The sequence below is a fragment of the Wolbachia endosymbiont strain TRS of Brugia malayi genome (genome assembly GCF_000008385.1).
Classification (GTDB): domain Bacteria; phylum Pseudomonadota; class Alphaproteobacteria; order Rickettsiales; family Anaplasmataceae; genus Wolbachia.
Window position 1 is genome coordinate 333,867 of record NC_006833.1, and the last position, 14,791, is coordinate 348,657.

General features: G+C 34.7%; 9 protein-coding genes. 5 read left to right on the top strand and 4 right to left on the bottom strand.

The window, feature by feature from the left end; all coding sequences use genetic code 11:
• The first annotated feature begins 52 nt into the window (after nucleotides 1–52).
• Complete coding sequence (gene uvrA / locus WBM_RS01540; RefSeq protein ID WP_011256462.1) at nucleotides 53–2,869, top strand: excinuclease ABC subunit UvrA; 2,817 nt, start codon at nucleotides 53–55, stop codon at nucleotides 2,867–2,869.
• Nucleotides 2,870–3,788: 919 nt separating this feature from the next.
• Nucleotides 3,789–4,133 (top strand): hypothetical protein, encoded by a 345-nt coding sequence (locus tag WBM_RS01550; RefSeq protein ID WP_160119449.1) that lies wholly within the window; start codon nucleotides 3,789–3,791, stop codon nucleotides 4,131–4,133.
• Nucleotides 4,134–5,444: 1,311 nt separating this feature from the next.
• On the opposite strand, the gene WBM_RS06210 is transcribed toward WBM_RS01550, so the two are convergent.
• The gene (locus WBM_RS06210) at nucleotides 5,445–5,666 is read right to left on the bottom strand and encodes a DUF6444 domain-containing protein (RefSeq protein WP_083750408.1); all 222 of its coding nucleotides are present in this window, start codon (nucleotides 5,664–5,666) and stop codon (nucleotides 5,445–5,447) included.
• Nucleotides 5,667–5,810: 144 nt separating this feature from the next.
• Nucleotides 5,811–6,071, bottom strand: coding sequence for a tetratricopeptide repeat protein (locus tag WBM_RS06215; protein WP_233417520.1), 261 nt, complete (start codon nucleotides 6,069–6,071; stop codon nucleotides 5,811–5,813).
• Nucleotides 6,072–8,840: 2,769 nt separating this feature from the next.
• Here WBM_RS06215 and WBM_RS05705 point away from each other — a divergent pair.
• Complete coding sequence (locus tag WBM_RS05705) at nucleotides 8,841–8,990, top strand: hypothetical protein (RefSeq protein ID WP_158676325.1); 150 nt, start codon at nucleotides 8,841–8,843, stop codon at nucleotides 8,988–8,990.
• Between the two features lie 206 nt (nucleotides 8,991–9,196).
• The gene (gene secA, locus WBM_RS01565) at nucleotides 9,197–11,854 is read left to right on the top strand and encodes a preprotein translocase subunit SecA (RefSeq protein ID WP_011256465.1); all 2,658 of its coding nucleotides are present in this window, start codon (nucleotides 9,197–9,199) and stop codon (nucleotides 11,852–11,854) included.
• Between the two features lie 80 nt (nucleotides 11,855–11,934).
• Here secA and WBM_RS01570 read toward each other — a convergent pair whose 3' ends face one another.
• Both WBM_RS01570 and WBM_RS01575 read right to left on the bottom strand, forming a co-directional pair.
• Nucleotides 11,935–12,168 (bottom strand): hypothetical protein, encoded by a 234-nt coding sequence (locus WBM_RS01570; RefSeq protein ID WP_041571420.1) that lies wholly within the window; start codon nucleotides 12,166–12,168, stop codon nucleotides 11,935–11,937.
• 425 nt (nucleotides 12,169–12,593) lie between these two features.
• Nucleotides 12,594–13,589, bottom strand: coding sequence for a ribonucleotide-diphosphate reductase subunit beta (locus WBM_RS01575; protein WP_011256466.1), 996 nt, complete (start codon nucleotides 13,587–13,589; stop codon nucleotides 12,594–12,596).
• 132 nt (nucleotides 13,590–13,721) lie between these two features.
• Here WBM_RS01575 and WBM_RS01580 point away from each other — a divergent pair, with 132 nt between their 5' ends.
• On the top strand, nucleotides 13,722–14,057 hold the full coding sequence (locus WBM_RS01580) for an outer membrane protein assembly factor BamE (RefSeq protein ID WP_011256467.1): 336 nt from the start codon (nucleotides 13,722–13,724) through the stop codon (nucleotides 14,055–14,057).
• Nucleotides 14,058–14,791: the final 734 nt, after the last annotated feature.

Sequence of the window (14,791 nt, forward strand, 5' to 3'; positions counted from 1 at the left end):
TTACTGCAAGTTCATGTATTTATAGGCTATAATAATTGAAGGTATGCGATGTATGGACGATTTTATAAGAATTAAGGGTGCAAGAGAGCATAATCTACAAGGTGTAGATGTCAATATACCAAAAAATAAGCTAGTTGTTATAACTGGGCTAAGTGGCTCTGGTAAATCTAGCCTTGCGTTTGACACAATTTATGCAGAAGGCCAGCGTAGGTATGTTGAAAGCCTGTCGGCTTACGCACGTCAATTTCTTAACATTCAAGATAAACCAGATGTTGAATCGATTACAGGCCTCTCTCCTGCAATATCTATTAATCAGAAGTCAATTTCAAAAAATCCAAGATCAACAGTTGGAACTGTTACTGAAATTTACGATTACTTGCGCTTAATGTATGCCCGAATAGGAATACCTTATTCACCTGCAACAGGATTACCAATAGCAAAGCAAACTGTATCTCAAATTGTAGATACTATAATGGCGCTGCCTTTGGAAACTAAAATATATATACTTGCTCCCATTGTACGTGGCAGAAAGGGAGAGCATCTTAAAGAGATATTGGAAATAAAAAAGCAAGGCTATGTGAGGTTAAAAATAGATGGTGAAGTACATAATATAGATGATTTACCTAAGCTCGATGAAAACAAGAAACACAATATTTTCGTTGTTGCAGACAGGATATTGGTATCAGACAATATAGGGAACCGGCTGCCAAGTAGTATAGAATCAGCATTGAGGCTTGGCCATGGCTTAATGTATGCGGAAATAATGAGCTTGCCTGATAATCATAATTCTGAGTATAAAGACGGTCAAATTTTAACTTTCTCAGAAAATTTTGCATGTCCGGAATCTGGTTTCACTCTTGAGGAATTAGAACCAAGATTATTCTCCTTTAACAGTCCCTACGGGGCATGTTATTTATGTAATGGGCTTGGTAAAAAGCTGGATATTGATATAAAGTTGATAGTGCCAGACGAAACACTTTCAATATCTGAAGGTGCTTTAAGGCCAGTGGGATCAATGTCTCGTCAAGTGCATGCAAGCTATGGATTTCTAAAAAGTGCGATCCTATCACTGGCTGAAAACCGCAAATTTAGCCTTGATATTCCTTGGAAGAACATAGATCAAAAAGTGAAGAATGTAATACTTTTTGGTTCTAAAGAAACGAAGTTTCGAGGTTTGGTAGGTATCTTGGAAAACCAGATAGATTATGATGAAACGCTTATTGAACGATATTGCTCTGTTGCTAACTGTAAGGAATGTGTTGGTTTTAGAATAAGAAAAGAAGCACTAACAGTGAAGATTGATGGTAGACATATAGGTGAGATATCTAGGCTTAGCATCGATGAATTCCTTAAATGGTTTGAGAATTTGCCGAGCAAGCTTACAGAACAACAGAAGCAAATCTCAAATAAAATATTAAATGAAATAATTAAGAGACTAACTTTTTTAAAGAATGTAGGGTTGAATTATCTTACACTTGATCGTGAGTCTAGTACTCTTTCTGGTGGTGAGAGTCAAAGAATCAGGCTTGCTTCACAAATTGGTTCAGGGTTAACAGGTGTTCTATATGTGCTTGATGAACCATCAATAGGCCTTCATCAATGTGATAATGATCGATTAATTGCCACACTTAAAAACCTGAGAGATATGGGAAACACCGTAATCGTTGTTGAGCATGATGAAGATACAATAATGGCTGCTGATTATGCAATTGATATTGGTCCTGGAGCTGGCGTGAATGGAGGAAAAATTGTTGCAGAAGGAACACCAGATCAGGTGCAAAGAAGCTCGAAAAGCATAACAGGGCAATATTTAAGTGGAAAGAAAACAATCTCAATTCCAAAAAGAAGAAAGCGAGCAACTCAGTACATAAAAGTGGTAAACGCATGTGAGAATAACTTAAAAAATATAGATGTTGAGTTTCCTATAGGGAATCTTATTTGTGTAACTGGGATATCAGGGGGGGGGAAATCAAGTTTAGTTGTAGAAACATTATATAAATATTTAGCGCGCAAAATGTATGATTCATCCGCGAAGTATGGCCAATGCGATAAGATAGAAGGCCTTGAATATATAGATAAAATTATAGAAATAGACCAATCGCCAATTGGTAGAACTCCGGCATCGAATCCAGCAACATATGTCGGCATTTTCACTCATGTGAGAAATTGGTTTGCGGGTCTCCCAGAGTCAAAAGCACGAGGTTACAACATAGGCCGATTTTCGTTTAACACCAAGGGAGGAAGATGCGAAGCGTGTAAAGGTGATGGGCATTTAAGGGTAGAAATGCATTTTTTGCCGGACGTTTATGTAAAATGTGAGCAGTGTAAAGGTCGGCGGTATAACCGAGAAACACTAGAAGTTACTTACAAAGGAAAATCAGTTTCTGATGTGCTTGATATGACAATAGATCAAGCATGTGATTTTTTTGACAACCTTCCAATGGTGAAAGAAAAATTGGTCTCTTTGCAGGAAGTGGGACTTGGCTATATAAAACTCGGGCAGCCGTCAACAACATTGTCTGGAGGTGAAGCACAACGGATAAAACTATCCAGAGAGCTATCGAAACGGTCTACTGGGAGGACATTATACATTCTTGATGAACCAACGACAGGATTGCATTTTGAGGATGTGAATAATTTACTAAAGATACTCCATAAGTTAGTTGATTTAGGAAATACTGTTATAGTTATCGAGCACAACTTGCACGTTATAAAAACTGCGGATTATATAATAGACATCGGTCCAGAAGGTGGAATGAAAGGCGGGAAAGTAGTTGCCACTGGAACTCCAGAAGAAATAATAGATATACCAGAAAGTATTACTGGTAAATATCTTAAGCCATATCTGTCAAAGTTAATCAAGGTGTAAAGCTATTATAGTAACTAAGGTATGTAGGATGAGGAAATAAATATCTGTGGTAGAGGAACATGGTTTTTTTGTTGGCCTGCCCATATTATGGTGAATACTTGGAAGCTAGTGAGTAATGGTTGTATAGTATGAATGGTGGAGGTGAACTAATGAATAAGGAGCTGGCTAATTATGTAGCTGCTTGCCAAGCTTAAAGTTGCCAGCAAATGACAATCGAATTCCGGGAAACTTGCTTTTAAGGAAATAACGAGCACCATCAATTGAAAAGCCATCTAAGAGGAAGAAAGTAGGAACACAAAATAGTGAGAAATATATAGTTTCAGATTGTATTTCCGGTAATAATAATCAGGCTTAGAACTTAATCACTTTTCAGGTGAGAATAGTAATCAACATACTTCCGGTAGTACTTATTCAGGACAGCCAGAAGGCAATAATTGTACAGACAGAAGTTATGGTCAAGAAATGCCAGATAGTACAAGCGAATGCAGTACAAAAATTGAAGGGAGTGTTTGAGAAAATATACTTGATGGTTCTAAGAGCTAGGGCCGGAGGTGCGTTAATCAAATAACTAGTTAGTCAGATGAAAATGATTAGGTGATAGGTGCTGATTCCAATTTTGAAGATTGGGGCTTACTGCCAGGTGTTGTACACAATAATTAGATGAATGCTTAAGGAGTAAGGCTAATTTATGTTATAGGTATAGTAGAACTGTAACAGACTTATAATATTTGAGGTATTAATAGACGTTACTAATAGTAAAGATCTATGCCCTAGCAGTAAAGCACGTGCATTGAGATCAGGATATTTACTACAGTGGTGAAAATCAAGATAATAGCAATACAGGTAAGGTAATAGAGGATAAAAGTTTAGGAGTTTTGTGAAAAACATTATTAGTAGTTTATTATCAAAAGGTGGGAAAATGAAAAGAGATGACTTCTATGGTGGTGAGTTGGGGCATGTAACTTATGATAAAGACTTTGTTAATGGTCTCTCTGCACAATGTGAGAAGGTTAAAAGCGACTTAAAGAATCCAGCATATGAAGATATAGTAAATAAGGATACACAAATTCAAGAAGATGGTTTAGTGGTAGACATAGATAACTGCTATTTTTATATAAAATATCCACAAGATGTCATTATTGAGGTTGTAAAAGTTATAAATAGCCCAAAAGTAGAAGAGTTAAGCTTAAAACACTATATATTTTATGTTGAGGAGAGTATAATAAGAGTTGAAAAAAAACTAAAAGGAGAAAAAAGAAATTAGTCTACGGTGTGGTATTGAAATATTTTTTGTTACCAAAGTAGGAATGATTAGTGTCCATTTATACCCTAACAGTACAGAGATAAAAGATGGAGATGGAAAAGCAGAAAAGGAAATAAAAGTAGAGATCAATGAGGAGAGCAAAGTGTTTCAGAAGTTATAATCAGAAGTCTTAAAAAGAAGTAACCGTTTACAAATTGTGGAAATGAATAAAGAATTAAGCAGTAACAGTTACTAGATTCTGTAACTTTTGAAAGGAATTTTGGCCATTTAGACGCGAAGTTAAAATATCGACAACATCTTTATGAATCTTTCTCCACGTTCTGACCAAGTGAAAAAGCTGTTCTTACAATAGATTACATAGCGCCTCATTTACCGTTCTGCAAGGTTATTGGTTGTATCTATCACTTCAAGTTTTCGTAAAAACTTCCATATCCTCAGATCTTAACATCTTGGCAGCCATCCTCAAAGTTTGAGTACCATTTATAACCCTAGTCATTTTACACAAAAGATGTTCTACCCTTTTTCAAAATTTTTACATTAGTTGATAAAATCGTAAATCATCTACCAAATTTTATTTTTTTGCTTTTGTACCACAAATACTCTGTTATTGAGTGACTTGAGCGCCTGGCCAATTTTGCTCACTTCAATATTTTTACTATACGCAAATCTTTGAAAATCTCTTGTCAAATGTGTCCAACATATCTATCTATTTTCAAACTAAAATAATTGTACGCAGCGTATTGTTGCTTACAACTATGCCATTGTATTCTGGCAGTAAACTTTGCAACACCTTCTTGCCACGAGACTCGGTCATCTTTAGAAGTGTCAGAGCGCTTTGTTGTTATTACCCAACCCAGCCTCTTTCTCCTTGATTTCTGTGCTATGTTTCATCTATATGCAGGTTTCTTTCAATTCTTCCTTCATTTTCTCATATTCAGATGCGCATCTTTTGATACTCTGTGCTCAGTCTTTGATACTAAACTAAGACTTATATTGAGGTTAAATATACTGCTTAAAATTTGTTGTACTTTTCTTTTCGAGTTAATAAAAAAGCCACTTAGGCTGCTAATTGTTGTTTTAGCATTGAACCCTAGAGGACCTCTTGAAACCCCCATGGTTAAACTAGCTGAACCCTTCCTATCACAAGCTCTGTAATAGTTTCTTTGCAACCTGTACTCAGTTACGATTGGTTTGATTTCTGGTAATTCTACCTTTTAATGGACAATTTCATCTTCTAAAACAACCTTATTTCCACACACACAAACCTGATAAAATTGTATAGTCTACTACTATATTTGCTACCATCAAATCTCACTTATATACCTTATGCCCTGGCTGACCTCCTGGTTTTTTATCACTTTTCTTTTTTGTTTTTTTGCGATATATATCTTGCGATGGTGGTAGAGATGAACTTTTTGAGTTCAGACCCAGTTTATCTTCTAGCTCAATTATTTTTGCTTTTAAGCCATCATTTTCTATAATCAGAGCCTTTATTTCTTCTTTGAGATTAGCGTTTTTTGATTTGTACGCCACAATCTTTTCTGCAGCCCTGTTATCATACCCACTCTATACTTAGCTTCTCATGTCTTTACACTTTTACAATCACTTTGTAAATCCCTTATTTCCGTGAACGGTTACACCTAGTATTGCTAAAACCCTAAACTTCATCCAGTTCTACTAGCAATTTAACAACTTCTGAATGATCAGAGTCATAATGTTTCTTAAAGATAGATAAAGCCTACTCAAGTAACTCCTTTTCTTGTGTTTACCTAAAGCTCTATGAACAATACCTAGGTTTGCAAGTATAATAGCAACTTTAAAATGGTCAGTTCCATAATATTTTTCAAAAATAGGTAAAGCCCGTTCGGGCAACTCCTGTTGTTTTTTGGGGTTACCTAAGCTAAAGTATCCATGACTTATCAATATTAACAAATACACAAGATAATCCTTCTCCATTGTCTGTTTTTTAAAGGATTTTCTTCTAGCCAATTATCTATATGTGATAAGAACGTTTCTAAATGCGGCAATAATTGTTGTTTCTAAGTATAATCTTCTAATTTATCCTGTCTTCAGGGAAGCTTTCTTTTAATAATTGAAAAACAGTTTTTATATCTCTTTTAATTTTTCTACTTTCCTCTGACTTTAGCCTAATTGTATCTTGTACTAAACAGCGAATAAAGATACTCTCTCTGTTCATCGGATACTAGCATCGAATATCTCAATAATATACCTAATACTTCTTTTCAAAAGGTTTTTTCAGAATTACTCTCTACAACTCTAGGAAATATTCTTGGCAAATTTTTGAGAATATCATTGTCTAAATATGCACAGGCTACTAACAACTTGCTTACTAGTTTAGGTTCATTACAAATTGCATTCATTGTAATATTTAAGTAATAAACACAGGCTTATGGTTAGAATCCTTAGGCAGGGTTTTATAAGATAATAAATAAAGCTTCCTTTCTGCATAAATTTCTAAGTAACGTAAGATAGTCATTTTATTTTCTTTGATGTAAGTGCAGGCCTGAGCCAAAGCCAAAGGTAATCTACTTAATTTTTCTGCTTAATGTGCCTATTTTTGGCCTAGCACTTTCTGAAACACGACCTAGAATTTTCTTAACGTATGATTCTGATTCTGGAGGAGTAAAAACGTCTACACCTATACTTCCTTATGACCATTCAGTATTATGGAACGTAACTATTATTTTACTGCCTTTTGTAGGCCTTAATTTAGAAATGACTTCATAATTTGGTACATTATCATAAATCAACAACTAGACTTCACGTTTAGAATCTTCTAGCCAGTTTTTCACATAATAAGCTCGCTGTGTAGTAGGAACTTTGTCCTCATCGTTAATAATGTTTAATGTTCTTCCAACTTAACGTACTCACTGGTTGGCTGATTTTTGTCTTTTGTATTAAACTAACATACTCTCTTGTATTCTTTTCATGTTTTTGAATAAAGTTTAGCACTGACTGTGTTTTACCTATTCCACCTAGACTGTACAGAGCAGTTAATATGACAGGCTCATTTTCCGTTTTTAGATGATCTAATATTTTTTCATTGAGGTATTCTCGTTCAATGAAATTTCTACTATCTATTTTAGGTGGAATGTTCCACTGTTCAAATAGACTCTCTCTAGGTTTGAGACTATAAAGGTGTTTTATAGCTTCCTTAAAATAATCATCTTTTCTTGTTAGATAAGAAACTTAGCTATCCTATTATTCCCACCATTTTCTATCTTCCCGCGTGCAAAGTAAAAACCATATCAATGTCTTTCTTGTCTGATATTTTGTATATATTCCCTATTTCTTTCTTAATGATATCATCTAATTTTGAGTGGTTAGGTTGATTAACTATAAACCTTATTCTAAGTAGAAAATCTTCTATTTTATTATCACTATCACAACTGAATTATTTTTTCAGTTTAGTATGATTTTTTATTTTGTAGCATGTTCCTTTTTGACCTTCATAGATGCTTAAAATATTATTATCTGTTAGACTCTTCCAAATACTTCTCTAATATCTCTATGTTATATTACTTTGCTTGACCTTTTTTTAAATTCACGTTGACATTAGTATGAATGACAAGTGTAGTATTACTGTCTTGAAATTCAGTGTTTTACTTAGTCTTAAGTAAGATTCAAAAAAATATTTGTTTAATCCGAAATCCTCTTTCTGCCGCTTTCCATCGTTTCTATCAGTAAACAAACCTTTAAAGGTAATATTTTTTGGGGCACTATGTGTTATTGCAGTGCTTAGCTTGAACCAGGACAATTCTCAATTTATTTTCCTAATTTTTATACTCAAAAGAAATATCATCAAAGGCTCTAAAACCTCCTATGTTTTATGCTAACCAAAAGTCAATTTCACCACTTAGCCCGTGGAGTAGGTACAGCATTGATAATTTTACTTCATACTTACGACCTTTATCACCTCTTGACATGCCAGCTCTTTTCTTAAATGTAGGATTAACAAGTACTTCAAACTGTTTATTTTCTATGTTGATATCCTACTAAATCTACAAGTAACTCCGTCCTATAAAAAATTAAAGATTACCAGATACCTAAAATAATGCAATAGAATCTTTAGTGTTTTGATAGAAGGCCTTTGAGAATAGGGATTGCTTGTAACTCTTAATTTGAAAAGATTTCTTAGGTCTTGTCGACATTAAGAGTAGTGATATAATGGAACCTTTAGTTATGAGGTAAAGAGAATACTATAATATTTAAAGGATGAGCAATAGAAGAAGATATAAAGACAGTCTGCTAGGTAAGAAAGTGGGTAAAGGAAGAAGTACACAAAAATAACAGGAAATTCATAGTTGCGGTAATGTGGATAGGTAGAACAGGAGCAACATGGAGAGCATTACCAGCTGGGTTGGAAAATGGTCGAGATACATAAATGTTTTATAAGATAGGAAAAACTGGTATTTGGCAGATGATTTTCAATACATTAGCTGTTAATAAAGACCGGAATGGCTCATGATAGGCTCAACAGTAATCAGAGCACATCAATATGCTGCTGTTACAGGAAAAAATGTGGAAACTAGTAGATAAGAACAAAAGCTGGGGCGATACAGAGGAGGCTTTTCAAGTAAATTACGCGCTGCTTGTGATGCTCTTGGTAATCTACTGAAGTTTTTCGTTACTGCTGGCCAGGGATCTAATTATTCAAAAGCTTTAGATCTGATAGATGACAGATATATGGAAGCACTTATTGCTGATAGAAGCTACGATGCAAATTACGTGGTTGGGGCAGCGAAAGCTGTGAACGTTGAATCTGTTACTCCATCACGTTCCAATAGAAAATACCAAGAGAATATGATAAAGAGTTATATAAAGAGAGGAATTTAATTGAGAGAATGTTTAACAAAATCAAGCATTTCCGTAGAGTTACCACTCGTTATAACAAACTAGCTATGGCATTTTATCATTTGTTCATCTCACTAGTATATATCTCTAGCTGAAATAAATATCGACACTACCTAAATCTAATATATCATTGCTGCGGGCTACGTTTGGTAATATAATCTCATATTAAATATACGTTACTTAAGTTTATGTCAGGTTTTACTATAATTTTAACAACTATTCTTATATTTTTCATTTTTGTATTGTCGTTTTTTTTTAAAAGGACGTTTGGGTCAATAAATAAAAAGATAATAAAATCCTTCAGAAAGATTGTTGAACAAATTAATGCACTAGAGACAAAAATGCAGAGTTTATCCGACGAGGAGCTTGCTGATAAAACCGAGGAATTCAAACGGGAATTGAAAAATGGAAAAACATTAAATGATCTTCTTGTACCCGCATTTGCAGTTGTGCGTGAAGCCTCTCGCAGGTTTCTTAATATGAGACACTTCGACGTTCAACTAATTGGTGGGATGGTCCTTCATAATGGCATGGTATCAGAAATGAAAACAGGAGAGGGGAAGACACTCGTTGCAACCTTAGCTGCATACCTAAATTCCTTAGAAGGAAAAGGCGTGCATGTCGTGACTGTTAACGACTACCTTGCAAAACGAGATACAGAATGGATGAGTAAATTGTATAACTCTCTTGGAGTTTCTGTTGCATTTATCACGAATGATTTGACGGATGAAGAAAGGAAAGAGGCTTATAGTGCAGATATCGTATATTCAACAAACAATGAACTTGCCTTTGATTACTTGCGGGACAATATGAAATTTTCTCGAGAAGATATGGTTCAGAGAGGCTTCAATTATGCGATAGTAGATGAAGTGGATTCCATATTAATTGATGAGGCGCGTACTCCACTTATTATTTCTGGCCCGGTTGAGGAAAACAATCAAATATATAAGCACATAGATAAAATAGTTACTAAATTAGTTGACTCTGATTATGAAGTAGACGAAAAGGGTAGGGCAGTATTCCTCACTGAAGATGGTATTTCACAAGTAGAGGAACTACTCAGGTCATATAATCTCATTTCTGAAAAATCCTCGCTCTATGATGCTGGCAACATGATAATGACTCATTATATAGACCAAGCATTGCGTGCGCATAAGCTGTTCACTGCTGATAAAGATTATATAGTAAAGGATGGCAAGGTGGTAATTATTGATGAGTTTACTGGGCGTATGATGGAAGGCAGGAGATATTCTGATGGTCTTCACCAGGCACTTGAAGCGAAAGAGAATCTTGAAATTCAGTATGAAAACCAAACTTTAGCATCGGTCACGTTTCAGAATTACTTTCGTATGTACAATAAGCTTTCTGGTATGACGGGAACAGCGGCAACAGAGGCAGAAGAGCTTCGCGATATATATAGACTAAATGTAGTGAAAATTCCCACTAACGTGACTGTAAAAAGAATAGATGTTGATGATGAAATTTATGGTACAGAAAAAGAAAAATTTAATGCTGTGTTGAAGTTTATAAAAGAATGCCACAAACGCCTTCAACCGGTCCTCGTTGGTACGGTAAGCATTGAAAACTCTGAAAAACTTTCTGCACTTTTGCGAAATCATTTTCTTAGGCATTCAGTATTGAACGCTCGTTATCACGAACAGGAAGCATACATAATAGCACAAGCTGGAGTACCAGGTAATATTACTATAGCAACTAACATGGCAGGACGTGGAACTGATATTCAGCTTGGCGGAAATGCTGAAATGATAGCAAAAGTAGAGCTGAAAAAGATCAAAAATGCTGATGAAAGAGAAAAAAAGTACCAAGAAATAATCGAAAGAGTAAAAAGAGATAAAGAAATTGCTATGAAAGCTGGCGGTTTATGTGTTATTGGAACCGAAAGGCATGAAAGCAGGAGGATAGATGATCAATTACGTGGCCGTTCTGGACGTCAAGGTGATCCTGGACTTTCTAAGTTCTTTTTATCGCTTGAAGATGATTTAATGAGAATATTTGGCTCTGATAGAATGAGAAGCTTTTTAAAAAGAGTGGGGCTAAAGAACAACGAAGCTATTCATCACCCATGGATCAATAAAGCACTGGAGAAAGCGCAGAAGAAAGTTGAAGCTAGAAACTATGATGTGCGAAAATCCCTACTTAAGTTTGATGATGTGATCAATAACCAACGCAAAGTTATTTTTGAACAGAGAAACCACATTTTAGGCAATGAAATTAATGATCTGTTTGAAGTGTATAGTGAAGTAAATAAGAGTGTGATGGAAAGTATAGTACAAGGTGGTTATTACGAAGATTATGTTGAAGATATAGCCAAAGAATTTCATATAAGGTATGGAATAACACTTGATAAAAAAGACTTGGCGAAATTTTTGAACAAACAGGAAGCTTTGGATTATATAAATGGCAAGGTAAAAGAATTCTTTACTGAGAAAGAAAAATATTTCAATGGCCAGCAGACTACAGATTTGTGGAATACTATAGTAAAGCAAGTAATGATCATGACACTTGATCATTTATGGAGGGAACACCTTTCAATTCTGGAGAGCTTAAGGCAAAGCATAGGTTTACGCGCTATGGGGCAGAAGGACCCACTGAATGAATTTAAACGTGAGGCTTTCTTGATATTTGAGTGTATGCTTGAAAGGGGGAAGGAGCTTACCATTCATCGTCTAGCGCACTTTAAGTTGGTAGATAACCAAGAAGTAGGTGGTAGGTTGCACCCTACTAGAAAAGACAATCTTCCCAAAGTCTCAAGAAACGATAAATGCCCTTGTAACTCAGGAAAAAAGTACAAACACTGCCACGGTGCGGTTACTGTGATGAATTAGTAACACCGCTGGTTGCTTGCTCACATATGCTAATCTCTTTTAACGTGTTTGATAGATTTTGTGATTCCTCTTTTGTTTTTTTAGGAAGATCTAGGCTCTTTCTCTAATGACCTCATTAATTTCTTAATTTTATTTGATACAATAGCTATTCCAATTGCAGCTACAATTAGGAATAATAGTGCTGTAACCACTATAGCTAATAAAGAATTTGCTGTAATTGGTAAAGATAACAGGGAATCTATTTTAGTTATTGGGGCAGCACAACAAGGCCAATTCCAGTTACGGTACTTCCAATAGATAAGCCACCTAGGCATATAACGACTTTTATGGTTCGCTTAATTGCAATTATGTGGACCTTGGGGTGAGTGAGTTTGTTATGAGAGCTGCAATTAACGTTACTACAGAGATGCTATCAACGATCCACCTTTATCAAAGGTGAAAGACTGATCAAGGTACTTAGTGTAAGACCTATTAAGATGCTTACTATAGCTTCTATTATTTCTGCTATTCCCACTATCATTAAATAATTCGAACTAAACACTTTGCTCCTTTTTTATACTTACAGTTTTTTAGGTTTATCTTGTATTCTAAAATTTATATAAGTATTTTGCATGCTATAAACAGTATTTCATCAGTTTATTTTATAGAACTGTTAGTTCTCAGTTTAGTGCTATTTGCGTAAGTTCCAAGTGCAAGTGTCAAGCTAATCAGATTATAGTAGGTAATGCAAAAAGACTAATTAGCGCTCTTTATTATTGGTATCGTCTTCAGTAAAAGCTTCCTCCCATGTGCCTTGGGTTGCTGCACGGCTATATTCTGTTACTCTATTTTCAAAGAAATTCGTATGTTCAACACCATTTAGTATTTCATCAAGCCAAGGAAGAGGGTTGTCATTAATATCATATATGGGCTTCAGGCCCAATTGCATTAACCGTCTGTTTGCTATATAGCGTATGTAATTACGTACTTCTTCTGCAGATAGTCCTTCAACGTCTCCTAGGTCAAAGGCAAGCTTTATGAATTCATCTTCAAGTCCAACGATAGTGCGACATGCAGAATATAGTCCCTCTTTGAACTCATCATTCCAAATTTCATTATTCTCTTTAATAAACGTATTGAATAAATTGATAATTGAGTTGGTATGCAAGGTTTCATCACGTGCTGACCAGGCGATTATTTGTCCCATGCCTTTCATTTTTCCAAAGCGTTGGAAATTGAGCAAAATTGCAAATGATGCAAATAACTGCAATCCTTCGGTGAATGCACCAAATACTGCCAGAGTTTTGGCCACATGCTTTTTATCGTGTTTTTTACTTTCCTCAAATTCTAGCATATATTCATATTTCTTTCTCATAGCATCATATTTTAAAAATGCTTGATATTCACTTTCTGGCATACCAATTGTGTCTAAAAGATAAGAATAAGCTGCAATGTGTATGGTTTCCATGTTGGAAAAGCTTGCGAGCATCATACATATTTCTGTTGGTTTAAATATGTTTGAATAATGCCTCATGTAGCAGTTGTTTACTTCAATGTCTGCTTGAGTGAAGAACCTAAAAATCTGAGTCAGTAAATTTTTTTCCACATTCAAGAGTTTAATTTTCCAATCTTTCACGTCATCAGCAAGCGGAACTTCTTCGGGTATCCAATGTATTCTTTGCTGCTGTAACCAAGCATCATACGCCCAAGGGTAATTAAAAGGTTTATATATTGGATCTGCTTCTAACAATGACATAGAACACCTATTATTTTCTGAAGTAAATAATTATATTAAGCGATATCAAAAATCAGTCAATTTAACTTTTACAAAATTTGACGACAGATAATTTATTAGTGTATTGTAACTTTAAGCTATTTATTAATAGAGATGCGAGTACTAATATTTCTTGTTTTGTTGTTTTTAGTAAGCTGTCACACTATTCACAATCACGGAGCTCCAGGCATTAGTATTGAATTGTGGAACAAGATAAAAGTAGGTGATGATAAAGAAAAAGTGATTCACACTTTAGGATCACCGACATTGATATCTAAATTCGATGAACATATCTGGTACTATATCTCATATAAAATTAAACAGATTAATTTCTTAGGAAAGAGAAAATATAGTAGTAAATCTCTGCAAATTTCATTCGATCAGGATGATAAAGTTACAAGTGTAGAAGAAATTGACGTTTTAGAGAGGTCTTTGGCTGTTGTTGATTGAAAATTTGCTGCTGTGGAGTTTCTTTATAAAAAATGAAATTTTACTGTGCACTACTGATGTTATTCCAGTGTATGACACACAACTGCACGAATATTGTGATTTGATATAGACCAGATAGCTCATAGAAATGCAAAAATTTGCTTGACAGGTTTAATAGTCTTCTTATCATAGTATTAAAGCTATTTATTTATCTTCATAATCTGTGCAGGTCAATGACAAAAAATTTAGGGTATTAGGTGTATTATATTTAATTTTTTGTACTATATGTACCTTATGTCTTTGTAAATCTGGGTTTTTATCTATATAAGCATGAAATATGCTTATATAGCGTTTAAGATAGTAGAAAATGTCAAATTGATAAGGGAATACTTGAATACTAGCTATCTTAGGGTTTTTTGCCTTTTTTCCTGCTTAGATAAGTTTCTTAACATTAGGTTAGATAAAAATAGCCGAATCACAGCGTTTAGAATAGAAAACGCCAATATTTGAGGTACATATGGATAACTAGCCAACCACAGGGGTTTCTTTTACCTTCTTTTCTATTTGTTAAATTTCTTAGTATTTGTAGCTGAAGCAATTTAGGAACAAACGAAAATAGTGTCACGCACTAGTATGACAAGAAGAGGGTACTGGAATGACAGGAGAAGGAAGCACTGAGGTAACAAATAAAGAGATATTAGAATTACACTCTTCCCCTTTAGACGGTTAAATCACGACATTTATGTAGTCATGTG